The sequence below is a fragment of the Cryobacterium sp. MP_3.1 genome (assembly GCF_035984795.1).
GTDB classification, from domain to species: domain Bacteria; phylum Actinomycetota; class Actinomycetes; order Actinomycetales; family Microbacteriaceae; genus Cryobacterium; species Cryobacterium zongtaii.
In genome coordinates, this window is record NZ_JAXCHV010000001.1 from 233,278 (window position 1) to 254,836 (window position 21,559).

The 21,559-nt window shown below is 67.5% G+C and carries 21 protein-coding genes; 3 read left to right on the forward strand and 18 right to left on the reverse strand.

Translation table 11 applies throughout. The annotated features are described in order from the left end of the window. Nucleotides 1–21 precede the first annotated feature (21 nt). The 8 genes from RCH12_RS01070 to deoD all read right to left on the reverse strand — a co-directional run bounded on the left by RCH12_RS01070 (nucleotide 22) and on the right by deoD (nucleotide 6,886). On the reverse strand, nucleotides 22–1,020 hold the full coding sequence (locus tag RCH12_RS01070; RefSeq protein ID WP_327015788.1) for a DUF4190 domain-containing protein: 999 nt from the start codon (nucleotides 1,018–1,020) through the stop codon (nucleotides 22–24). Nucleotides 1,021–1,102: 82 nt separating this feature from the next. After that, the gene (gene nusB / locus RCH12_RS01075; RefSeq protein WP_327015789.1) at nucleotides 1,103–1,522 is read right to left on the reverse strand and encodes a transcription antitermination factor NusB; all 420 of its coding nucleotides are present in this window, start codon (nucleotides 1,520–1,522) and stop codon (nucleotides 1,103–1,105) included. After that, complete coding sequence (gene efp, locus RCH12_RS01080) at nucleotides 1,522–2,082, reverse strand: elongation factor P (protein WP_088456291.1); 561 nt, start codon at nucleotides 2,080–2,082, stop codon at nucleotides 1,522–1,524. The genes nusB and efp overlap by 1 nt, the downstream gene beginning before the upstream one ends. Before the next feature lie 114 nt (nucleotides 2,083–2,196). Further along, nucleotides 2,197–2,634, reverse strand: a complete 438-nt coding sequence (aroQ, locus tag RCH12_RS01085; protein ID WP_088456292.1) for a type II 3-dehydroquinate dehydratase — start codon at nucleotides 2,632–2,634, stop codon at nucleotides 2,197–2,199. Between the two features lie 78 nt (nucleotides 2,635–2,712). Continuing rightward, a complete protein-coding gene (locus tag RCH12_RS01090; RefSeq protein ID WP_327015790.1) occupies nucleotides 2,713–3,042 on the reverse strand; it encodes a GNAT family N-acetyltransferase in 330 nt (109 codons plus the stop codon). Then, nucleotides 3,039–4,670, reverse strand: coding sequence for a murein biosynthesis integral membrane protein MurJ (murJ, locus tag RCH12_RS01095; RefSeq protein ID WP_327015791.1), 1,632 nt, complete (start codon nucleotides 4,668–4,670; stop codon nucleotides 3,039–3,041). The genes RCH12_RS01090 and murJ overlap by 4 nt, the downstream gene beginning before the upstream one ends. An 81-nt stretch (nucleotides 4,671–4,751) precedes the next feature. After that, complete coding sequence (locus tag RCH12_RS01100) at nucleotides 4,752–6,167, reverse strand: MFS transporter (RefSeq protein WP_327015792.1); 1,416 nt, start codon at nucleotides 6,165–6,167, stop codon at nucleotides 4,752–4,754. After that, complete coding sequence (gene deoD / locus RCH12_RS01105) at nucleotides 6,167–6,886, reverse strand: purine-nucleoside phosphorylase (RefSeq protein WP_103431901.1); 720 nt, start codon at nucleotides 6,884–6,886, stop codon at nucleotides 6,167–6,169. Before deoD ends, RCH12_RS01100 begins: the two co-directional genes overlap by 1 nt. A 174-nt stretch (nucleotides 6,887–7,060) precedes the next feature. Here deoD and RCH12_RS01110 point away from each other — a divergent pair, with 174 nt between their 5' ends. Continuing rightward, nucleotides 7,061–7,852 (forward strand): GntR family transcriptional regulator, encoded by a 792-nt coding sequence (locus RCH12_RS01110; protein WP_194088219.1) that lies wholly within the window; start codon nucleotides 7,061–7,063, stop codon nucleotides 7,850–7,852. Nucleotides 7,853–7,930: 78 nt separating this feature from the next. Then, nucleotides 7,931–8,530, forward strand: a complete 600-nt coding sequence (locus tag RCH12_RS01115; RefSeq protein WP_327015793.1) for a hypothetical protein — start codon at nucleotides 7,931–7,933, stop codon at nucleotides 8,528–8,530. A gap of 31 nt (nucleotides 8,531–8,561) precedes the next feature. On the opposite strand, the gene RCH12_RS01120 is transcribed toward RCH12_RS01115, so the two are convergent. Together RCH12_RS01120 and exaC are read right to left on the reverse strand one after the other, a co-directional pair. Next, nucleotides 8,562–9,023, reverse strand: a complete 462-nt coding sequence (locus RCH12_RS01120) for a DUF779 domain-containing protein (protein WP_327015794.1) — start codon at nucleotides 9,021–9,023, stop codon at nucleotides 8,562–8,564. 104 nt (nucleotides 9,024–9,127) lie between these two features. Beyond that, nucleotides 9,128–10,651: an acetaldehyde dehydrogenase ExaC gene (gene exaC / locus RCH12_RS01125; RefSeq protein WP_327015795.1), complete on the reverse strand. Its 1,524-nt coding sequence runs from the start codon at nucleotides 10,649–10,651 to the stop codon at nucleotides 9,128–9,130. Between the two features lie 195 nt (nucleotides 10,652–10,846). Here exaC and RCH12_RS01130 point away from each other — a divergent pair, with 195 nt between their 5' ends. After that, the gene (locus tag RCH12_RS01130; RefSeq protein WP_103431905.1) at nucleotides 10,847–11,533 is read left to right on the forward strand and encodes a DUF6518 family protein; all 687 of its coding nucleotides are present in this window, start codon (nucleotides 10,847–10,849) and stop codon (nucleotides 11,531–11,533) included. Nucleotides 11,534–11,548: 15 nt separating this feature from the next. Here RCH12_RS01130 and RCH12_RS01135 read toward each other — a convergent pair whose 3' ends face one another. The 8 genes from RCH12_RS01135 to alaS form a co-directional block, all read right to left on the reverse strand. Beyond that, a complete protein-coding gene (locus RCH12_RS01135; protein WP_327015796.1) occupies nucleotides 11,549–12,874 on the reverse strand; it encodes a transcriptional regulator in 1,326 nt (441 codons plus the stop codon). Between the two features lie 129 nt (nucleotides 12,875–13,003). After that, nucleotides 13,004–14,092 (reverse strand): 3-dehydroquinate synthase, encoded by a 1,089-nt coding sequence (gene aroB / locus RCH12_RS01140; protein WP_103432137.1) that lies wholly within the window; start codon nucleotides 14,090–14,092, stop codon nucleotides 13,004–13,006. A 5-nt stretch (nucleotides 14,093–14,097) separates the two neighbouring features. Further along, nucleotides 14,098–14,724 (reverse strand): shikimate kinase, encoded by a 627-nt coding sequence (locus RCH12_RS01145; protein WP_327015797.1) that lies wholly within the window; start codon nucleotides 14,722–14,724, stop codon nucleotides 14,098–14,100. 1 nt (nucleotide 14,725) lies between these two features. Next, nucleotides 14,726–15,934 carry a chorismate synthase gene (gene aroC / locus RCH12_RS01150; protein ID WP_088456302.1) on the reverse strand — a complete coding sequence of 403 codons (1,209 nt, stop codon included), beginning with the start codon at nucleotides 15,932–15,934 and terminating at the stop codon, nucleotides 14,726–14,728. Between the two features lie 5 nt (nucleotides 15,935–15,939). Then, nucleotides 15,940–16,902: a shikimate dehydrogenase family protein gene (locus RCH12_RS01155; protein WP_327015798.1), complete on the reverse strand. Its 963-nt coding sequence runs from the start codon at nucleotides 16,900–16,902 to the stop codon at nucleotides 15,940–15,942. Further along, nucleotides 16,880–18,367, reverse strand: a complete 1,488-nt coding sequence (gene mltG, locus RCH12_RS01160) for an endolytic transglycosylase MltG (protein ID WP_327015799.1) — start codon at nucleotides 18,365–18,367, stop codon at nucleotides 16,880–16,882. Before mltG ends, RCH12_RS01155 begins: the two co-directional genes overlap by 23 nt. A 2-nt stretch (nucleotides 18,368–18,369) precedes the next feature. After that, the gene (ruvX, locus tag RCH12_RS01165) at nucleotides 18,370–18,837 is read right to left on the reverse strand and encodes a Holliday junction resolvase RuvX (RefSeq protein ID WP_207795526.1); all 468 of its coding nucleotides are present in this window, start codon (nucleotides 18,835–18,837) and stop codon (nucleotides 18,370–18,372) included. A 3-nt stretch (nucleotides 18,838–18,840) separates the two neighbouring features. Then, nucleotides 18,841–21,495: an alanine--tRNA ligase gene (alaS, locus tag RCH12_RS01170; RefSeq protein WP_327015800.1), complete on the reverse strand. Its 2,655-nt coding sequence runs from the start codon at nucleotides 21,493–21,495 to the stop codon at nucleotides 18,841–18,843. Nucleotides 21,496–21,559: the final 64 nt, after the last annotated feature.

A 21,559-nucleotide genomic window follows, 5' to 3' on the forward strand; every position in this document is an offset into this window, starting at 1 on the left:
CCTGGCCACCTGAACGGCAGGCTAGCTGGTCACGCCCAGGATGGCGTCGGCGAGAGCCTGCGGGTCGCCGATCGGGCCGTCGTACTGGATTCCGTCGATCAGGACGGTGGGCGTGCCCTGGATCGACGAGATCTCAGCGCCGGGGATCGGGCCCGTCAGCGCGGCATCCGTGTTCTGCTGCGACCAGGCGTGGTACTGCTCGCCCGTGACGCACTCGGCGATGGACGAGCCGCCGGCGGACAACGCCACGAGTTCATCGTCGCTGAGGCCGGTGGTGCCCTCGGTCGGCTGATTCGCGAACAGTGCAGCCAGGTAGTCGAGGGTGGACTCGGGGTTGATCGAGGCTTCGCAGGTCAGTGCGGCGGACGCCCGCGTGGAGTACTCGGTGCCCTGTGAGGCTTCGTCGAGGAAGGTCAACGAGTGCAGCCGCAGGGTGATGGTGCCGTCCGCGACCAGTGCAGCCAGGGTGTCGCCGTTGGCGATATCGAACTGGCCGCAGTACGGGCACATCGGATCGATGTACAGGTCGACGACGGTGCTTCCGGTGCCGACGAGGAGGTAACCCTCGTCGAAATAGGCGGCACCGATCTGACCGGTCGGCCCCGAGGTCGACTCGGATGTCACCGACGAGGTGGCGCCGGCGACGGCGCTGACGAACGCACCCATCGCCGCCGTGAAGAACACGAGCACCACGAGCAGCACCGCCGTGAGGCCGATGCTCGCGTAGCCGAGTACGAGCCCAGCGATGGCGAGGCCCTTGCCGGCCTCGCCGGTGCGCTTGATCTGGCTCAGCGCGATGTGCCCGGTGATCACGGCTGCGATGTTGCAGCAGAATCCGGTCACCAACGCCACGATCGCGAGGGTGTTCGTGCGCGGCGCGACGGGTCCGGCGTACGGGGCGGTGGGCGCCATGGTGGACGCAGCCTTGTACGGCGCAGGCGCCGCGGGCTGGTCTCCCGGGTTACCGGCCGGGTACTCGCCAGTGTTTGAGTCGGTGGTCCCGTCGATGCGTTCCGTCATGTTCTCCCCCTCATGGATCCGGTCCCGAGCGATGCGCCCGGGACCGGTACTACGTGCTGCTCAAGCCGACGATGCGGTCGGCTCAGGCGGATGGCGCCGTCTGGGCGATGCGCCCGAGGAGTCCATTGACGAACCCGGCCGAGTCATCGGTCGAGAGCACCTTGGCGGCCTCGACGGCCTCGTCGATCGCGACCGCGTGCGGCACGGCGTCGTTGTACAGGATCTCCCAGATGCCGATGCGCAGGATGGCCCGGTCGATCGTGGGCATCCGCGAGAGCGTCCAGCCCTGCGAGTAGGTCTCGATCAATTCGTCGATCTCCTCGCGGTGATCGACGACGCCGTCCACAATGTCCCGGGCGTACAGCCAGGACACCATGCGGGCCGGTTCGTTGGCGGCGCGCTCGGCCTCCATGGCCAGCGACTGCGGGATCGTGGTGTGACGGATGTCGGCGGCGTACAGGATGTCGATGGCGCGCTTGCGCGCCTTGGTGCGGGCGCTCACTAGTTGACGCGGCCGAGGTAGTCACCGTTGCGGGTGTCAACCTTGACCTTGGTGCCCTGCTCGAGGAACAGCGGCACCTGGATCTGGTAGCCGGTTTCAACGGTCGCGGGCTTGGTGCCGCCGGTGGAGCGGTCGCCCTGCAGGCCCGGCTCGGTGTAGGTGATTTCAAGCACGACGGATGCCGGCAGTTCGACGTAGAGCGGGTTGCCGTCGTGCAGAGCGACGGTCACGGCCTGGTTCTCGAGCATGAAGTTGGCGGCATCGCCGACGACGGCGGCGGACACCGTGAGCTGGTCGTAGTCCGAGACGTCCATGAAGACGTACGATTCGCCATCCGCGTAGAGGTACTGGAAGTCGCGACGGTCGACGTTCTCGGTCTCGATCTTGGCGCCGGCGTTGAAGGTGCGGTCGACGGTCTTGCCCGTGACGACGTTCTTCAGCTTGGTCCGCACGAACGCGCCGCCCTTTCCGGGCTTGACGTGCTGGAATTCGATGACGGCCCACAGCTGCTTGTCGATGTTGAGGACGACGCCATTTCTAATGTCGGCGGTAGATGCCATGAAGAGGTGTTCCGTTCGATTCAATTGGGAAGGTGCGCGACCAAAGGTCTCAGACGAGTGTAGCCGACACGCCGCGACGGATCGATTCGGTGCGCCCAGGGACCCGGGAGGAGGTCAGCCCAGGCGCACGATGTGGTCGAGGGCGAGGCGGTAGGAGTCGAAGCCGAATCCGGCGATGACTCCGGTCGCCACGGCGCTGACCACACTGGTGTGGCGGAAGGTCTCGCGGGCGTGCGGGTTGGAGATGTGGACCTCGACGAGCGGGATGCCGGCTTTGGTGACGAGGGCAGCGGCGTCGCGCAGCGCGTAGCTGTAGTGCGTGAAGGCGGCAGGATTGAGCACCACCGGGGTTGTCGTGTCCACGGCTTCGTAGAGCCAGTGGATGAGCTCGGCCTCGTCGTCGGTCTGACGCACATCGACGGTGACGTCCTCCGGTGCGGAATCGGTGAGCAGCGTCCATAGGTCGTCGAGGTCGGCTGAGCCGTAGACGTCAGGCTCCCGGCTGCCGAGGCGTCCGAGGTTCGGGCCGTTCAAAACGAGGACTGTGCGCATGGACCCAGCCTAGGCCCGGCCGGGTCGCGGCCGGCCCGGCGAGACCATCCGGCTTCCCCTGCCGGCAGGGTGCGCCGGCTACGGGCCGAGGGCTACGACAGCTGTCGCGACGCCTCGTCGGCCGAACCGAGGCGACACGAACATCATGTCGATGTATCCGTCAGCGTTGACGTCCGAGAACCCGGCCACGTCTCCTTCGACGACCGCAACCACCGTTCCTCGCCCGGCCCTGGCCAGGTTCCATTCTTCGACATCGCGCTCCTCGGCCGCGGACCATGCCGCAATCTGTTCGGGTGAGTAGTGCTGGGACGCCGTTGTTGTCACGGCGTCCAGAAAGACCGCGAGAGTGCTCGGCGCGTCTTCAGGGGCGTAGGCGCGGACCGTCACGGATTCACCGGGGGTCGTCATCGACCCATCCGCCCGGTCGGGCGACCCAGTTCGCTCACGGTTCGATCCCCGAATACGTGGCTGACCACGATGAACACCCCCAGAGATGCTGCTCCGGCGGCGCCCAGGAGGAGCGCCTTGCCACCGAAATCAGACGGAGTCCCGATGAATACCACCGCCATCCACCCGACCGTGAAACTCGCGAGCCCCGCGCCGAGCAGCCGGACGTAGCCGAGAGACGCGCGGTGTCCCCGAACGGGTACGTGGCCGAGACGCCGAAAAGTTCGTTGTAGCGCCCGATATGCGGTGAACCAGCCGGCAAAGTTGGCGAGAGTGACACCCGCCGCGATACCGATCACGGTGAGAGTCGGCGGCAGCAACAGCGCGGATGCGGCGGCCCCCGCCGCGGAGAGCACCGCGATGACGAGCTGAGTGAGGAACGGGCCGCGGGCGTCCTGGAGAGCGAACGAGGTTCGGTTGATCACGTAGGCCTGGCTGAAGCCGACGAGCCCGATCGAGAGGACCTGCAGCACCTGTCCGATGCCCGGGTTGCCGAACAGCACCGTGGTGATGAGCGGTCCCAGCGCGGCGAACACGGCACTCGCGGCGATCGAGACATAGGCGACAGGCTTCGTGGCCAGGGTCGAGAGTGATTCGGTCGCCGTGAAGTCCTGGCGTGCGGCATACCCGCTCATCCGGGTGTACAGGGCTGTGGTCAGGGACACCGTGACGATTCCATGCGGCAGCAGCATCAGGAGGTATGCGAGTGACAGCGAGTTCAGGCTCGGCCCATCGATGCCGAGTCGATGCAGCGTCTCGCCGGCGTCGTTGGCGACGTTGGCGGTGACCAGGTAGGTGACCTGGCCGGCAACCACGCCCAGGAGCGTCCAGCCGGCCACGGCCGACATCTGCCCCAGACCGCTGACACCCCAGCGCAGGCGCAGCCGAAACCCCATGGCGCGAAGGGGGACCGCGAGAAGAAGACTTTGGACGGCGATGGCGAGGGTGGCAGAACCGCTGAGGACCGCGATCATCGATGGACTCCACGTGCCGACGTCCCCCAACCCGGACGGCAGAACGAGGAGGAACACCAGGATCCCTCCGATCCCCACCAGGTTCGAGATCGCGGGCGCCCAGGCCGGGGCACCGAATACTCCCCGCGCGTTGAGGACCTGCGACAGAACGGCGAAGGCGATAAGGAAGAAGATCTGAGGCAGGCACCAGTACGCCATCGACGTTGCCAGACCTCGCCATTCCGGCGACCAGGTCGTTGCGTAGAGCCAAACGATGCCCGGGGCGCACAGGGTAAGGACGACCGTGGCCACGGCCCCACCGACCAGAACCGTGGTCAGGAGCCGGTCGGTATTGTCCTGCCCGACCGAGCCGGCGTTCAGGTTCCGGACGATCTGCGGAACGAGCACGGCGCCGAGCACTCCCCCGGCGATCAGGGCGAACAGATAGGTGGGTGCCGAGTTGGCGATCTCAAACGTCTGCCCGCCGACGCCGGCGCTGGTTCCGCCGATGGCAGCCACCAGGAAGATCGCCTTGACGAAACCCAGCGCTCGCGACACCAGCGTGGCGGTCATCATCGATCCGGCCGAGCCCCGCACGCTCACACGCACGCCCCCGGCCACGGTGCGACCTGACACCCAGCCGATCCAGAATCCCCCATTTGCCAAGACTCCCACAGGTCAGGCAACTTTTCCCCGTTGCCTGGGGCACCCGATGTCCTAGTCCGCCACAGCCTTCCGCGCCGCGGCCACCTCGGTGCCCTGGCGCTCGATGATGACGATGAAGACGCGGTACAGCACGAGGCCGAGGGCAGCGACTCCCGTGAGGATCAACAACACCGATCCGTAGGAGGAGGCCTGGGCGCCGTCGGTGATGCCGCCCAACAGGTTGGGCTGCAGCTTCATCAGCGTTGCGGTGTAGGCGATGCCGACCGGAACGGCAATGTTGATGGTGAGGTTGTAGAAGCCGATGGCGATACCGGAGTTTGCGACCGGCACCCGCTCAATGGCGGTCGACACGAGCGGGCCGTACATCAGCGCGAAGGCCATCGGGAACAGGCTCATCGAGATCACGAAGATCCAGACTCCCTTATCCACCAGCAGGGCCGGGATCAGCAGCGAGATGACGATCGCGACCAGCGCGATGGTGATGGCTTGCTTGGAGGAGAGGTACGTGGCGATCTTGCCGGTCAGCGTGCCCACGATCACAGCGGCGACGTAGCCGGGGATCAGCAGCAGGGCGACCTCGCCGAGGTTATAGCCGTACACGTCGGAGATCAGGAACGAGAACAGGAACGTGTAGCCCAGCTGTACGGAGTAGGTGATGAACACCACGATGATCATGAACGAGTACTGAGCGTTGGCGAAGAACGCGCTGGTAATCACGGCGTTGTCGTGGGTGCGGATGTGCCAGATGAAGAGAGCCAGCCCGGCAGCAACCGGCAACAGGTACCACGGGTTGAAGTTCTGCATGAACATGATCAGGCCGGTGGCGAAGACCGCGATCAGGAACAGGCCGAATACGTCCACATGGCCGCCGCCCGTCGCCTCCTGGGGCACCGTGCGCAGAACCACCGGGATGGCCAGCAGTGAAAGCAGTGCGACCAGGAAGAAGGCAGCCCAGCCGATGTAGGTGGCGATGAAGCCGCTTCCGACGGTGCCGATCAGCAGCGACAGCTGGAAGGCCGCGGTACTGAAGCCCAGGTACTTCTTCTGCTCGTCGCCCCTGAAGTGCTTGGTCACGTAGATCACGTAGAGCGTCTCGGCGGCCGCCAGGCCGGCGCTCTGAAGCAGCCGGCCGACCAGGATCATCGAGAAGTTGCCCTGGAAGACGAAGCCGACGAGCGACCCGACGGTCATCAAGGTGATCGCGAAGATGATGAGTTTGCGGATGCTGATCGAGTCGGCAAGCGCGGCGTAGACCACGGCGCCGATACCGATCAGGATGCCGGCCAGAGTGGCCTGCAGGCTGACGGTGGTGACCGGAAGGTTGAGACTATCCGCCAACGCCGGCGACAGGAATTTGAAGCCGTTGTCCAGCACCAGCGAGAACACGAAGAGGATCAGCAGGATGGGGATGGCCCGGCTCGGCTTGACGGCCTGGGTGAGAACGGAGGGGCGGGTTGCGGTGCTCATCAGGCGAGTTCCAGTGCGATCTCGATCATGGAGGTGAAGGCGGTCTGCCGTTCCTCCGGGGTGGTCTTGGCGTGAGTGAGGATGTGGTCGCTGACGGTGAAGATGCCCAATGCATCGACGCCCGCGGCCGCGGCGTTGGCGAACAGACCCGCCGACTCCATCTCAACGGCCAGAATGCCCATCTTCATCCACTTGCCCATGGCGTCGGGGTCCGCGCCGTAGAACACGTCGGATGAGAGAACGTTGCCAACGTGGGTGCGTTGGCCGCGCTCGTCGGCGGCCCGCTTGGCCTGCTCCAGCAGCCGGTACGACGACAGTGGTGCCCACTGACCGGGCAGGTTGAACTGGTGCAGGTAGTTGGAGTCGGTCGAGGCGCCCTGCGCGATGACCACGTCGTAGAGCTCCATGCCTTCCTGCATGGCGCCGCAGCTACCCACCCGGATCAGGTTCTTGACGCCGAAGTGGTGGATCAGCTCGTAGCTGTAGAGCGAGATTGAGGGAATGCCCATTCCCGTGCCCATGACGGACACGGGGCGTCCGCGGTAGGTGCCGGTGAAACCCAGCATGTTGCGAACCTCGTTGAAACAACGGATGTCGTCCAAGTAGGTCTCGGCGATGAACTTGGCTCGCAGCGGGTCGCCGGGAAGCAGGATCGTCTCGGCAATATCCACCCCCTTCGGATCGATGTGGGGCGTGCTGGTCGTGGTGGGTGTACTCATGGGGACTCCATTGTCTGAACTGCGGCATTGTCTGAACTGAGGAATTGCCTGAACTGAGGCATTGCCTGAACTGCGGCGCGTGGACTACAACGCTCGGATTGCACTTGCAGTATGAGGTTATACCTCTGCGGGCACATGTCGAACGTGATAGCGTCGGGCACACAAGGAGGTCTCGTGACGACCAGTCTGGAATCCCACACGTTCCTGCAGCAGCAGCTCCAGCTCGCCGTCGGCCAGCCCATTCGAGTTGCGGTCTACACGCGGCTGGCTGAAGGCATCCGCTCTGGCGTGTTCAGGCTCGGCGAGATGCTGCCACGGGAAATCGAACTCTCGGCAACGCTCGGGGTGAGCCGCACTCCGGTGCGCGAGGCGCTGATGCTCCTCGAGGAAGACGGGTTGCTGGTCACCCGGCGCGGTGTCGGGCGGTTCGTCACCGAGTCCATCCCGCACGGCGGACTCGAGCAGCTACGGCCGTTCGAGATCGCCCTCGCCGACCCGAACATGACAATTACCGTGCAGCCGGTGCGCTTCGAGCTCGAAGGGGCTACCGACTTCGTGTCCCACCGGCTCGCGCTCGACCCGGCTGCGAACGCCTGGATCCGCGAGAGCGTCTTGCTGCACGATGGCCGGCCCGTTGCAACGGTTCAGGAACACCTCCCCGCTGGGCGCTACCTCAGTGATGTGAGCGCGCGGATCGCCTCCGAACTCGTGGAACTCGCCGCTCAACCACGAACCCTTCTCGCCTCCATGCAGGCCAACGGCCACGTCTTCACCAACGGTGTGTGCCAGATCGTCGCCACCGACGCCGGCCCCACGCGGGCGAAGCTGCTGAACATCGATCCGTCAGCGGCGGTCCTCATCCTCACCCAGACTGCCGACCACAGCGGAGTGCCGCTGTACGCCGCCAAGTGTGTCATCGCGCCCGGTCACGGGTCGCTGTCGGTCATGCAGCACAACCCGAACTGAACCGTCAACCACCTCCAGGATTCGAGGGCACGCATGCGATCAAGCGAACCGATACCGGGCGAGCCGTGGCCGCACGACATGGTCATCACCGTGGACGATCAACCTGGTTCACTCCTGGATCTGCTCTGGGTCAGAGAGGCGCACCAGCTTCAGCCTGGTGGGGATGATCTCCCGCCGCTGCTGTCGGAAACGCCCCTGGTGGTTCGCGATTCCGCGGTCGATGCCGAAACTCACGCGGCCTGGGCGGAGGCCTGGCCACGCGTCTGGGACGCCGCCGCAGCGCATGCGGGTGAGGAAAGGGACCCGGGGCTGTTCGAGGAGATTCAGCGCACCGTCGTCGGATCGACCGAGCGGGCCGACCTTCTCCACCGCATCGTCGGCCCGAACTGGCGCGCCCTTTTTGGCGATACGGCATTCAACAGCGCGTCGTACCGAACGTGGTCGGACGCGGCCGCACACACCCAGCTGGTGGCATTTCCGGCCAGACTTGAGGACAGCCCCGAGCGGCGCAGCCTCCCCGGGCTCATCCGCGCCTGGCAGGCGGGCCTGACGAAGATCGTCAGCATCCCCTGCCGGGGCGAGTTCACGCGAACAGTCGGCCGGACCGGCCTTCTCCTGACCAACACGACCAGAGAGGACAGTGACGGTTACCAGCGGGCACTGCGCACCTTCATCTGACCCTCGGAACCCGGAGGTCGCCCGATTATCCCTACTCGGTGAATGAATCCATCAACTCCGAGCGGATGATGAAGCGCACGCCGCGTGGAGCCTCGGCCGAGAAGCCACCGCCGCGACCCTTGACGGTGTCGATGAGCAGGGCGGTGTGACTCCAGTACTCGAACTGTTCGGCTGAGATCCAGAAGTCGATCCCCTGTTCGGGCTCTCCCGCCGGCGCGATGTCGAGCCGGCCGAGCAGCACGTCTTGGTCGGAGGTGATGAACTCCCCCGCCGGAAAGCACATCGGCGAACTGCCGTCGCAGCAGCCGCCGGACTGGTGGAACATGAGCGGCCCGTGCTCCTCCCAGAGGCTTCGCAACAGGTCGACGGTGGCCTGCGCCAGCGCCACCCTGGACCGGGTCTCCCCCGGGATGGTGATGGACGCTTCGACCGCGGGCGCGACGGGCGCATCCGGGACGGGCACATCCGGTGCGGGCGTGATGAGGTCGGTCATGGGTTTCTCCAACTGCGGGTGGAGCGCTACGGGCGTTTGTGGGAGGCGGTGCCGGCCGGGGCAGTTTTCGGGTAACCGCCCCGGCCGGCACCTCCTGTGCGCGGTTAGAAGAAGCCCAACGCGTCTTCGGAGTACGACACCAGCAGGTTCTTGGTCTGCTGGTAGTGGCCGAGCGCCAGCTTGTTGTTCTCCCGGCCGATACCCGAGCTCTTGTAGCCGCCGAAAGCGGCTCCAGCCGGGTAGTTGTGGTAGTTGTTCACCCACACGCGCCCGGCGTGCAGGTCCCGCCCCGCGCGGTAGGCCGTGGTGCCGTTCCGCGACCACACCCCGGCCCCGAGGCCGTACAGGGTGTCGTTGGCGATCGAGATGGCGTCGTCGTAGTCGTCGAAGCTGGTCACCGCCACGACGGGTCCGAAAATCTCCTCCTGGAAGATGCGCATCTTGTTCTGGCCCTCGAAGATGGTCGGCTGCACGTAGTAGCCGCCGCTGAGGTCTCCGCCGAGGTCGGCCTGCTCGCCGCCGAGCAGGAGCTTGGCGCCCTCCTTCTTCCCGATATCGATGTAGGAGAGGATCTTCTCGAGCTGGTCATTGCTGGCCTGGGCGCCCACCTGGGTGTCGGTGTCGAGCGGGTTGCCCTGCTTGGCCAGCTTGGTGCGCTCGATGGCGCCGCCGAGGAAGCTGTCGTAGATGGGCTTGTGCAACAGCGCGCGGCTGGGGCAGGTGCACACCTCGCCCTGGTTGAAGGCGAACAGCACAAAACCTTCCTGTGCCTTGTCGTAGTAGCTGTCGTCCTTCTGCGCCACATCGTCAAAGAAGATGTTGGCGCTCTTGCCGCCCAGCTCAACGGTGGACGGGATGATGTTGGCGCTGGCGTACTGCAGGATCAGCCGTCCCGTCGTGGTCTCGCCGGTGAACGCGATCTTGCGGATACGGTTCGAGGAGGCGAGCGGCTTGCCCGCTTCGATGCCGAAGCCGTTGACGATGTTGAGCACCCCCGGAGGCAGGATGTCGCCGATCAGTTCGATCAGCACCAGGATCGATGCGGGGGTCTGCTCCGCGGGCTTGAGCACGACCGCATTCCCGGCAGCGAGAGCCGGTGCCAGCTTCCACACCGCCATCAGGATCGGGAAGTTCCACGGGATGATCTGGCCGACCACGCCCAGCGGTTCGTGGAACTGGTACGACATGGTGTCGTTGTCGAGCTCGGCGTGGTCGCCGTCCTGGGCGCGGATGGCGGAGGCGAAGTACCTGAAGTGGTCGGCAGCCAGTGGCAGGTCGGCGTTCAGCGGCTCCCGGATGGGCTTGCCGTTGTCCCAGGTCTCGGCGACCGCGAGCTGTTCACGGTTCGCGTCGATGACATCCGCGATCTTGTTGAGCACGGCGGCCCGGTGTGTGGCCGTGGTCTTGCCCCAGGCCGGTGCGGCCTTGTGGGCGGCGTCGAGGGCCAGGTCGATGTCTTCGTGGGTGCTGCGGGCGACCTCGGTGAACGGTTTGCCGTTGACCGGGGAGATGTCTTCGAAGTATTGGCCCTTCACCGGCGGCACCCATTCGCCTCCGATCCAGTTCTCGTAGCGGGGCTTGAAGGTGACTTTCGCATCCGGTGTGCCCGGGGCGGCGTAAACGGTCATTTCACTCCTTGTTCGACGGCTCTGTCGATGGAGTCCGCGTTCTCGCGGTCCATGGGGAGAGCCTAGGAACACCGAGGTTGCGAAACATTGCGGTGGCCTCCCGGTCCGGCGGCCGGACCGAGGTCATCCTCCGGTATTCCCCGGTCAGTCTCTGGGTGGATGCCCGGCCGGACCGGCTTGCCTAGCGTGGACGACATGGAAACCCTGGAAAGTTCTCGCATCGTCGAGCCGCCGCCCGCGCGCAGCGGCTGGTGGCACGCCGACACCCGGTCGTCGGCGGTGCGGGCGACGGTCGTGGCGGTCGGCGGAGCGGTGTTGATCGGCGGGCTGACCAGTGTCGCCCAGCAGTACCTGCCGCCCGGGGTCAATTCGCTGGGCAACTCCGCCGGCGGCTGGACGATGTTCGCCTTCCTGATCGTCTGGCTCGGCCGTGCCCGGCCGTTGCTGGCGGGAGTCCTCGGCATCGTGGTCTTCCAGCTTCTCGTCGAGTCCTACAGCGTCGTATCCGAGTGGCGAGGGTTCGATGACGGCGATCCGTTCACCTCGATCTGGACCCTCGTGGGCCTGGTCAGCGGACCGCTGCTGGGCGTTGCCGCCGGCCTCGCGCGGTACGCCCCTCCGCAGTGGGGCGCACTGTGGGGTGCGCTGGCGGTCACGCCGCTGAGCGCTGTTCTGCTGGGCGAGGGTATCTGGGCGCTCAACACCATCACAGACACCACCAGCCCGGTCTATTGGACGCTCGAGATCGTGCTGTCAGCGATCTTTCTACTCGCGGCCGTCCTGCACGGCCGGCTCGCGCCGCGCTCCATCTCGTTGGTGGTCAGCGTGTGGCTGGTGGGGACTCTCGCCTTCGTATATGTGCTCGTCTTCGTCCTGAATTGAACCCGGGCTCGTCGACTACGCGCTGAGCTCGGCTTCGATGCGGGCCAGGCTCGCCACCACTGCGGCTCGCTGTGGTGACCGGGCGGGCAGCAGCTGAAGGCAGGCCCGCCATACCTCGGAGTCCCAGGCGGCCTCCTCGGTGCGGGCGTAGTCGAGCAGCACTTCCACCGAGGCATCGCTGAGCAGCGTCTGGCGCAGGCGCTGGCTCACCTCTGCGCGGATCGCTGCGACGCCCGGCGCTGCGGAGCCAGGCAGCACGGTGCCGCGATAGGCGGCGAGGGCCATTCGGTGGGCACCGCGGCCGAGGAGGCGCAGGACCCGGCCCGCATCCGTGTCGACGCCGGTGTCCAGACGGTATGGGCGGGAGCCGATCCGCAGCTGCGGATGGCTGACCGCCAGCGCCCGGCGCAGCCGCACCATCTCGGCGCGGAGGTTCTCGACGGCGTGCGGTTGCTCGTCGCTGAGGAGGCTTGCGAGCCTGTCGGCGGACAGGCCCTGCCGGTGCCAGGCGAGCAGGAGCAGGATCTCGGCGTGCCGGGGACTGAGGCCGACGCTGTGCCGATCAGTGCTGTGCCGATCAGTGCTGTGCCGATCAGCGCTGGGAGCCCCGTGCAGGGCGCCGTGTTCGGTACCCAGAACGGTCAGCAGAATGCCGGGGGCGGTGAAGCCCGAAGGTCGCGCCGGTGCCGGCCGTGGGGCGCTGAGGCTCCGGATGCGCAACTCCGCCTCGAGCGCCGCGACGGCGGCCTCCACAAGCGGCAGGGTCTGTGGGGCAACGGCGGCGTCTCCCCCGGTGATATCGATGACACCGAGCACCGCACCGGTGACCGGGTCGTGGATGGGCACGGCGGTGCAGCTGAACGGGTGGGCGAGCTGACTGAAGTGTTCGGCGCGCTGGATCTGGATGCCGTGGTTCAGAGCCAGGGCGGTGCCCGGTGCGCTGGTGCCGACCCGGGCCTCAGACCAGTCGGCGCCGACGACGAAGTGCATGTCCTCGGCACGGGTGCGCACCGAGCTGTCACCGTCGATCCAGAGCAGCCGGCCGGTCTCGTCGGCCACCGCCACGATCAGCCCGAATTCGGCGGCGTGCCGCACCAACAGGGTGTTGATCACCGGCAGCACCCCGGCCAGCGGATTGCGGGCCCTCAGCCGGTTGAGCTCGTCGGCGGCGAGAGTTGGTGCCGCCTGCGCCGTCAGCGGGTCTAGGCGGAGTGACAGAGACCGTTGCCAGGATTCCCGCACGAGTCGACGCACGCCGGCCTGCACGGCACCGGAGCGCAGATCGGTGCGGTCCCCGATGGCGGCCTCATGGAGTCTTTCCTGCCGGGAAAACGTCCCCACAGGTGAATCGGTCGGAGCTATCGTCCACGGACTGCTCACAACACCTCCGATCAACGCTGGTCGTAGGCGACCTGCGCAGAGCGGCCGGTCGGGTGCTTCATTCTAGGCACAGACCGCGAAAAAGGGGTGTTAGGAGCCGATCTCCTGGTACGCCGCGAACAGCAGCGACGCATCCGGGCCCTCGAGCACCGTGGGCTTGCCGATGTCGTCGAGCACGATGAAGCGCAACATTCCGCTGCGGGTCTTCTTGTCCCGCTGCATGGTGGCCAGCAGGGTGGACCAGCGGCCTACCGGGTAGGTCGTCGGCAGGGTGAGCGACTCCAGGATCCGGCGGTGCCGGTCGACGGCCTCGTCGGAGAGCCGCCCGCTGAGCCTGGCAAGTTCGGCGGCGAACATCATGCCGACGGCGACAGCAGCGCCGTGGCGCCAGCCGTAGCGTTCGGCGTGCTCGACGGCGTGGCCGAGGGTGTGCCCGTAGTTGAGAATTTCGCGGAGGCCCGCCTCCTTGAAATCCGCGCCGACGACGCGGGCCTTCATGGCGATGGAGAGCTCGAGCACCCGGCGGAACTCTGGCGTGGTCGGATCGGTGACCCTGGCGACATCCGCTTCGACGATGTCGAGGATCTCCGGGATCTGGATGAACCCGGCCTTCACGATCTCGGCGAAGCCGGCCAGGATCTCGTTACGGGGCAGGTCGGCGAGGATGTCGAGGTCGCAGACCACGGCGGCGGGCGCATAGAAGGTGCCGACGAGGTTCTTGCCCTCCGCGGTGTTGATCCCGTTTTTACCGCCGACGGCGGCATCGACCATACCGAGCACACTGGTGGGAATCTGCACCAGCTTGACGCCGCGCAGCCAGGTGGCGGCCACGAAACCGGCCAGGTCGGTCACGGCGCCGCCGCCGAAGCCGATCACGGCGTCGGTGCGGGTGAAGTCGGCCTGACCCATCACCTGCCAGCAGAACGCGGCGACCTCAACCCGTTTGGCGGGCTCGGCGTCGGGGACCTCCGCGATGAGGACCTCGTACCGGTCCAGCAGGCTCTCCCGCAGCGCCACGGCGCGGGCCCCGAGGTGCGAGGTGTGCACGATGAGTACTTTTTTGACGGTGTCGCCGAGCTGCTCGGCGACATCGGCGACGATGCCCCGCCCGATGAGGACCGGGTAGCTGTCGACACCGCTGACGGTGATGGTGGTGGTTCCGGTCTCTTCGGGCTGCATGTCGGTCACGATTGTTCTCTTACCCATTTCACGATGTCGGCGGCGATGGCGTCGACCGGCCTGGTCGACGTGTCGAAGTGGATGCTGGCCAGCGCGTCGTACAGCGGGCGGCGCTCGTCGTAGATGCGCTGCCAGGCGTCCGGCCCGTCGGCCAGGAGCGGACGTTTGGCGTTCCTGGTGCGGTTGCGCACAGCCTCAGCGGTCGTGCTCAGGGAGATCACCGTGGCGCGCCGCAGGTCCGCCCGGGTGGCCGGGTCGAGCACCGCTCCCCCACCGAGCGACACGACGGCCCGCTTCTGACGTAGCGCGTCGGCGACGGCCGCGCGTTCGAGGTCCCGGAAGTGGCTCTCGCCGTGAGTGGCGAAGATCTCGGTGATCGGGCCGTGTTCGGTGACGATGAGTTTGTCGGTGTCCAGGAACGGCACCCGCAGGGTGCGCGCGACCCGGCGACCGATCTTGGACTTGCCCGACGCCATCGGCCCGATGAACACCAACGGGTACAGCGGCACATCCGCGTCCCGGTGCGGCTCCGCGCCCTCCGGCGACACCTCGTCGCGGCCGGCGCGCGCCGGTCCGGGTGCGGCCGGCCAGCCGTCGGCGGGACGAGAAGCCTCCGGGCTCAGGAACAGCACGCTAGAGCGTGGCGTCGCTGGACGCCCCGGTGCGCAGGTTGGCCGGGATGTTGGCGAGGTAGGAGTCCAGGTTGCGCTTGGTTTCGCCCAACGAGTCACCGCCGAACTTCTCCAGCACCGAGTTGGCCAGGACCAGGGCCACCATGGCTTCGGCGACGACGCCGGCGGCCGGCACCGCACAGACATCGGAGCGCTGGTGGTGGGCGGGTGCGGCTTCGCTCGTGGTGATGTCGACGGTGCGGAGCGCGCGCGGGATCGTCGCGATGGGCTTCATGCCGGCCCGTACGCGCAGCACGGTCCCGGTGCTCATGCCGCCCTCGGTGCCGCCGGCCTTGTCGCTGGCGCGCAGGATCTGGTCATCGACCTGAACCAGTTCATCGTGGGCGTCCGAACCGCGGCGGGTGGTGGTGAGGAAGCCGTCACCGACCTCGACGCCCTTGATCGCCTGGATGCCCATCAGCGCGGCGGCGAGCTGAGAATCCAGCCGGCGGTCCCAGTGCACGAACGAACCCAGACCGGGTGGCAGGTTGTAGGCGAGGACCTCGACGATGCCGCCGAGAGTGTCGCCGTCCTTGTGCGCGGCATCCACCTCGGCGACCATGAGCGCGCTGGTGGCCGTGTCGAAGCAGCGCAGCGGGTCGGCGTCGAGGGTGTCGACATCACCGGGACGGGGCAGCGCGGATCCCTCGGGCACACGAACCGGGCCGATGGACAGGGTGTGGCTGACCAACTCGATACCGAGGCCGGCGAGGAAGGCACGGGCGACGGCGCCGAGGGCCACGCGGGCGGCGGTCTCCCGGGCGCTGGCGCGCTCGAGCACCGGGCGGGCCTCGTCAAAGTCGTACTTCTGCATGCCCACCAGGTCGGCGTGGCCGGGCCGGGGGCGCACCAGTGGGGCGCCTCGGCCGCGGGCGAGCAGGGCGGGGTCAACGGGTTCCGGGCTCATCACGTCGGCCCACTTGGGCCATTCGGTGTTCCCGATCCGCAGGGCCACCGGGCCGCCGAGGGTGAGACCGTGGCGGACGCCACCGGAGATGTTCAGTTCGTCCTGTTCGAACTTCATGCGGGCACCCCGGCCGTAGCCGAGTTTGCGGCGCGCAAGGTCGAGACGGATCGCATCTAGTGTGACCGGGATCCCAGCGGGCAAACCCTCGACAATGGCGAGGAGTTCGGGGCCGTGGGACTCTCCGGCGGTGAGCCAACGAAGCATGCTCCCTATCCTTCCACAGCGCGGCCGGGCGCCGTCCCGTCGGCGGCGTCCAGTGCGACACGCATGGCCTCCAGCACGGCCTCTTCGTCGGGGAGCGGCAGGAAAGGGTCGTTGGCCAGGAAGATCCTGATCTGAACGACGGCCTGGTGCAGCAGCATGGTGCGGCCGGACAGGGCTCGGCCGCCGCCAGCCACCCAGGAGCGGGCCAGGGCGGTGGGCCAGGGCGCGTAGCCCACGTCGAAGAGCAGGGTGTTCGCCCGCAGCGCCGCCGGGAACTCGTACTGCAGCGCGGCATCGCCGGGCATGGTGCTGATCACCAGGTCACTGACGCGATCGGCGGCGGCCATGGCCGGCAGGCCCGCTACCTCGACGACGAGCCCGAGCTTGCGGCCGAGGTCCAGGAGCGGGTCGGCCCGGCCCGGCGTGCGGGCGATGATCTGCACGGTTTCGGCGCCGAGTTCGGCGGCGGCGACGAGGGCGGATGCCGCGGTCGCGCCGGCCCCGAGCAGGGTGACGTGGGTGGCCCGGTCCATGCCGGCCTCGGCCAGGGCACGCACCAGCCCGGCTACGTCGGTGTTGTAGCCGAAGAACGGCCGTGGCGCGGTCACCGCCGTGCTGTCGTCGCGCTCCCCCACCGGTGCGTCGCCGAACCGCACAGTGTTCACGGCTCCGGTCAGGGTCGCGACACGGTCCAGGGTGTCCAGGCGCGGCTGGATCTCGTGCTTGAGCGGCATGGTCAAGGACAGCCCCAGCCACTCCGGGGCGAGGCCGTCCACGAAGCCGTCGAGCTCACCCTCGCCGATCTGGACCGCCGTGTATTCCCAGTTCAGGCCGAGCACCCGATAGGCGGCAGCGTGCAGGGCCGGCGACAGTGAGTGCGCGATGGGCGAACCGAGCACCGCCAACCGGCGCCGCGGCGGCGTGCTGACTGAGGCTTGCGTCGGATCAACCATATTCGGGGTGCTCATCCATCCAGTCCAGCCACTTGGCGACGCCGGCGTCGTGTTCGTCCACGGTCGTTGAGAAGATGGTCTCGCCGGTATCCAGGTTCCACGTCACGAAGAATAGCCAGGTTCCGTCTGCGGGGTGCAGGGCCGCATCAATGGCCAGATCGCCGGGATTGCTGATCGGTCCGACCGGCAGACCGGGATGCACGTAGGTGTTGTAGGCGTTGTCTACGTCCGCCCGCTCGGCGTCGGTCGTCGTGACCAGGTGCGTCTTTCCGGTGCCGTAGGCGACGGTGGCATCGGACTGCAGCAGCCCGGTGTCCCACTGCGCAGGGTCGAGCCGGTTGTAGAACACCCGGGCGACCTTGTAGTAGTCGTCCTTCAGACCGGCCTCACGCTGGATCAGCGACGCCATCACGATGGTCTTCCACCGATCGGCCGGGGCGACTCCGGCAGTGTCGAGGGCCTCGAACTGGCGGTCGACGAGGGTCTTGAGTGCGTCGTGGGCGCTCGTCGCCGGCTGGAATGTGTACGTGGCCGGAAAGAGGAAACCCTCGAGGCTGGTGGCCTCGGCAGGGAGCCCGAACCCGGACAGGTCGGCGGCCGCTGCCTGCAGGTCCTCGAGGGGGATGTCGGTACCCTCTGACATCGAGGTGAGCACGTCGACGGCAGCGGTTCCCTCAGGGATCACCACGGTGAGATCCTGGCGGCTGTCCGGGTCCTGCAGGGCCTCGAGTGCGGCCTGGGCGCTCATCTGCGAGGCCAGCTGGTAGGCGCCGGGCTGGAAGACCGGGTCGGTCGACTGGGCCAGCAACAGGTCGTAGAAGGCGTCATAGCTCTTCACCACATCCTGGTCCACCAGGGTGTTGGCGATATCGGAACCGGTGTCGCCGTCGTGGATCATGACGAGCACCTCACCGCTGCCGGAGCCCTCGTAGTCCTCGGGAGCCTGCGTGGCGGCGACGAGCTGGCTGATCGGCCCCTGCAGGGCCAGGGCAGCGGCGCCCATCAGGGCAACGAGGACGAGGATGACGACCAGGCAGCCCCAGCCGCCCTTGCGCGACTTCTTCTCCACCAGCGTCGGGTGGTCGGCAAGCCGGGCGCGTCGATTCGCCCGGGAGCCGGGGCGTCCGGCCTGCGCCGGGACATCCGGGGCGCCCGTCAGCTGACCGTCGGATGCGGGGGCCGGGTCGGGCGCAGTGCCGAACCCGAGCCCCGCGAAGGGATTGTGGTCGCTGGCGCTCACCGCGGCGGGCTCCTCTGGGGCAGGCTGCTCGTCAGGGTCGGGCTGGACGGGTGCGGTCCAATACGACAGAGGTGCCGGCGGCGCTGCCGGTTCAGAAGCAGCCGGGCCCGCATCCTTCGGCGCCGCCCGGGCCTCGCGGGCCGCCTGGGCTTCCCGCAGGGCCCGGCGGGAGGGCAGCGGCGTGTCGCCAGTGCCGCCCGAAGGGTTCGGGTCGGGGTTTTCCGGCGGACTTTTCGCCACGGTTACGGCCTTCCGGTCAGGTCAACGGACGTGCCGGCTGGTTTGCCCGAGGCACGTTCGGTATCGAGAGCATGCTGCAGAATAATAGTCGCGGCCACCTGATCGACCACTGGACGCTGCGTGCGGGTGCTGCGGCCGACGGTTCGCAGGGCGGCCTGAGCCGACACCGTCGACAGTCGCTCGTCGACGAGCCGAACCGGCACCGACACCGTCGCGGCGAGAGTTTCGGCGAAGGAGACGGCATCATCGGTCGACGCGGTGTGCCGCCCGGACAGCGCCAGGGGCAACCCGACGATCACTTCGACGGCATCCAGCTCGGTGACGATCCCGGCGATCCTACCCAGGTCGGCAGCGCCCTTGTCCCGTGGCACGGTCTCCACCGGGGTGGCGAGCATGCCGTGGAAATCGCTGCGGGCAACGCCGATCCGCACAGTGCCGACATCGATTCCCACTCGCACGCCCGATCGCATGGTTTAGCGGGCCACCAGCGTACGCAGCGTGCTGAGCGCCTCGGGGATCAACTCCACCTTCGTGCCGCCGCCCTGGGCCAGGTCGTCCTTGCCGCCGCCGCCGCCGCCGAGGATGCCGGCGAGCTGCTTGGCCAGCGCACCGGCCTTCTGGCCGGCGTCACGAGCCGCAGCGTTGGTCGCCACGATCACGACGGGCTTGTCGCCCACGGTCGCCGCGAGGGCGACGACGGCGGGGTCATTGCCCAGCCGTTCCCGGGTGCCGGTGACGAGCATCCGCACGTCGTCGGCGGAGTTCAAGGTGCCGAGGTCTTCGGCCACCACGGTGAGGTCGCCGATCCTGGTGGCCTGGGCCACGAGGGCGGGCACCCGGTCGCTGAGTGCACGGGCTTCAAACGAGGCGATCTTCTTCTCGGCCGCCTTCAGGCTCTGCATGAGATCCATGATCTTGGCGGGAAGCTGCTCACGCGGCGTCTTGAGGTTGCTGGTGAGCTGGGAAACGATGGCCCGCTCGGCGGCGAGGTCGCGGAACGCCTCGAGCCCGACGAGCGACTCGACACGGCGGTTGGTTGAGCCGACCGAGGCCTCACTGACGAGGTTGATCATGCCGATCTCAGCGCTGGAGGCCACGTGGGTGCCCGCGCAGAGTTCGCGCGACCACGGGCCGCCGATGTCGACCACCCGCACGGTCTCGCCGTACTTCTCGCCGAACAGCGCCATCGCGCCGAGCGCCTTGGCCTCGGTCAGCGGCAGTTCTCGGGTGCTCACCTCGAGGTTGTCGCGGATGGCGTTGTTGGAGATCTCCTCGATCTCGCTGCGTGTCGCCGGCGACAGGGCCTGGTTCCAGGAGAAGTCCAGGCGGAAGAAGCCGGCCTTGTTGTAGGAACCGGACTGGTGTGCGTTCGGGCCGAGCACCTGGCGGAGCGCCGCGTGCAGGATGTGGGTACCGGAGTGCGCCTGGCGGGCGCCGCGGCGCCAATCGGGATCGACGACGCTGGTCGCGGGGTCGCCCACACCGACCTCGCCGCTGGTGACCTGCACCTTGTGGCTGATCAGGCCCTTGACGGGCTTCTGCACGTCGAGAACCTCGAGTTCGTAGCCGGGGCCCACGATGAGGCCGGCGTCGGCCTCCTGGCCGCCGGATTCGGCGTAGAGGGCCGTCTCGGCGAGGATGACCTCGGCGATGTCGCCGGCGACAGCACGATTCACCGACGCGCCGTCGACGATCAGGCCCAGAATGCTGGATTCGGTCTGCAGCATGTCGTAGCCGGTGAACACGGTCTCGCCGTGTGCGCGGAAGGCGCTGTAGACCGACAGGTCGGCCAGGTGCGTCTTCTTGGCCTTGGCGTCGGCCTTGGCCATGGCGCGCTGCTTCGCCATCAGGGTGTCGAAAGCCTCACGGTTGACGCTGAGGCCGGCCTCTTCGGCCATTTCCAGGGTGATCTCGATCGGGAACCCGTAGGTGTCGTGCAGCAGGAACGCGGTGTCGCCGGGCAGTTCCGCCTTCTGGGCACTCTTTGTTTTGGCCACGGCGAGGTCGAGCACGCTCGAGCCGCTGGCGAGGGTGCGCAGGAAGGTCTCTTCCTCGGCGTATGCGGCCTGGCTGATCCGGTCGTAGTCGGTGGCGACCTCGGGGTACGCGGCGCTCATGGCGTCGCGGGAGGCCGGGAACAGCTCGGTGAACGAGGCGGCGTCCACCCCGAGCAGGCGCATTGCCCGAACGCTGCGACGCATCAGGCGGCGCAGGATGTAGCCGCGGCCCTCATTGGACGGCATGACACCGTCGCTCATCAGCATCAGGGAGGACCGCACGTGGTCGGCGACGATGCGCATCCGCACGTCGTCCTCGTGGTCGGCGCCGTAGCGGCGGCCGGAGAGGGCCGCGGCACGGTCGAGGACCGGGCGCACCTGGTCGATCTCGTACATGTTCTGCACGCCCTGCTTGAGGAACGCGACGCGCTCCAGGCCCATGCCGGTGTCGATGTTCTTCTTGGGCAGGTCGCCGAGGATCTGGAAGTCGTTCTTGCCGGTGCCCTCTCCGCGAAGGTACTGCATGAAGACCAGGTTCCAGATCTCCACGTAGCGGTCGTCGTCGGTGGCGGGACCGCCGTCGATGCCGAAGGCGGGGCCGCGGTCGAAGAAGATCTCACTGCACGGGCCGGCGGGGCCGGGCTGGCCGGTGGACCAGTAGTTGGTGTCCATACCGAGCCGCTGGATGCGGTTCTCCGGCAGGCCGAGCGCGCGCCAGTAGCCGAAGGCCTCGTCGTCGTTCTCGTAGACCGTGACCCAGAGGTCCTTCTCGGCGAAGCCGTAGCCGCCGTCGGCCTCGCTCGAGGTGAGCAGCTCCCAGGCGTAGCTGATCGCCTGCTCCTTGAAGTAGTCGCCGAAAGAGAAGTTGCCGCTCATCTGGAAGAAGGTGCCGTGCCTGGGCGTCTTGCCGACCTCTTCGATGTCGTTGGTGCGGATGCACTTCTGCACGCTGGTGGCCCTGGGGAACGGGGCGGGTACCAGACCGGTGAGGTAGGGCACGAACGGCACCATGCCGGCCACGGTGAAGAGGAGGGAGGGGTCATCGCTCACGAGCGACGCCGACGGGACAACAGTGTGTCCACGGTCGGCGAAGAAGTCGAGCCAGCGCCCGCGAATGTCGGCAGTCTGCATGGGGTCCGTACTGTTACTGGATCGGTAATCCGACCGGGGGAATTGCGGTGGGAAGGGAAGTGGT

Excerpts from the sequence above, each read along its gene's own strand:
- RCH12_RS01155 (WP_327015798.1), bottom strand. The coding sequence starts at position 16,902 with ATGAGCACCCCGAATATGGTTGATCCGACGCAAGCCTCAGTCAGCACG.
- efp (WP_088456291.1), bottom strand. The coding sequence starts at position 2,082 with ATGGCATCTACCGCCGACATTAGAAATGGCGTCGTCCTCAACATCGAC.
- aroQ (WP_088456292.1), bottom strand. The coding sequence starts at position 2,634 with ATGCGCACAGTCCTCGTTTTGAACGGCCCGAACCTCGGACGCCTCGGC.
- aroB (WP_103432137.1), bottom strand. The coding sequence starts at position 14,092 with ATGCAGCCCGAAGAGACCGGAACCACCACCATCACCGTCAGCGGTGTC.
- exaC (WP_327015795.1), bottom strand. The coding sequence starts at position 10,651 with ATGACCGTTTACGCCGCCCCGGGCACACCGGATGCGAAAGTCACCTTC.
- RCH12_RS01070 (WP_327015788.1), bottom strand. The coding sequence starts at position 1,020 with ATGACGGAACGCATCGACGGGACCACCGACTCAAACACTGGCGAGTAC.
- ruvX (WP_207795526.1), bottom strand. The coding sequence starts at position 18,837 with ATGCGATCGGGCGTGCGAGTGGGAATCGATGTCGGCACTGTGCGGATC.
- RCH12_RS01115 (WP_327015793.1), top strand. The coding sequence starts at position 7,931 with ATGGTCATCACCGTGGACGATCAACCTGGTTCACTCCTGGATCTGCTC.
- deoD (WP_103431901.1), bottom strand. The coding sequence starts at position 6,886 with ATGAGTACACCCACCACGACCAGCACGCCCCACATCGATCCGAAGGGG.
- RCH12_RS01100 (WP_327015792.1), bottom strand. The coding sequence starts at position 6,167 with ATGAGCACCGCAACCCGCCCCTCCGTTCTCACCCAGGCCGTCAAGCCG.
- RCH12_RS01120 (WP_327015794.1), bottom strand. The coding sequence starts at position 9,023 with ATGACCGACCTCATCACGCCCGCACCGGATGTGCCCGTCCCGGATGCG.
- aroC (WP_088456302.1), bottom strand. The coding sequence starts at position 15,934 with ATGCTTCGTTGGCTCACCGCCGGAGAGTCCCACGGCCCCGAACTCCTC.
- alaS (WP_327015800.1), bottom strand. The coding sequence starts at position 21,495 with ATGCAGACTGCCGACATTCGCGGGCGCTGGCTCGACTTCTTCGCCGAC.
- RCH12_RS01090 (WP_327015790.1), bottom strand. The coding sequence starts at position 3,042 with ATGACGACCCCCGGTGAATCCGTGACGGTCCGCGCCTACGCCCCTGAA.
- RCH12_RS01130 (WP_103431905.1), top strand. The coding sequence starts at position 10,847 with ATGGAAACCCTGGAAAGTTCTCGCATCGTCGAGCCGCCGCCCGCGCGC.